General features: G+C 50.2%; 1 protein-coding gene. It reads right to left on the bottom strand.

Annotated features, from left to right (window positions below; genetic code table 11):
- Positions 1-255: hypothetical protein (locus EAE91_RS23915; RefSeq protein ID WP_214090592.1), on the bottom strand; the 255-nt coding region annotated here is incomplete at both ends.

The following is a 255-nucleotide window of genomic DNA, read 5'->3' as shown; positions in this document are numbered from 1 at the left end:
ATCGTTTTCAATTTCTGCCCTATTGCCGAAAGATGACCGGGCGTAATTTTAACCAAAGCGCCTGATTCCATTGACAACAACGCAGGGAGCAATTCAACCAGCTCCTGCCCGTCGCCGAGCAAATGGATCTTGCCGCCGTACAGTAAAGGCAGGTAAAGACTGGTGACCGTGGCATCAAAGGCGATTGATGATGAAACGATACTATCGCATCGCCTTTCAGTGAGGTAATCACTCCGCGCCCACAACAGGTAGTTG

Origin of the sequence: Photorhabdus noenieputensis (assembly GCF_018448935.1) — a bacterium.
Classification (GTDB): Bacteria; Pseudomonadota; Gammaproteobacteria; order Enterobacterales; family Enterobacteriaceae; genus Photorhabdus; species Photorhabdus noenieputensis.
Note: the sequence above shows the minus strand (reverse complement) of the source record. Positions and strands in the feature narration are given on the sequence as shown.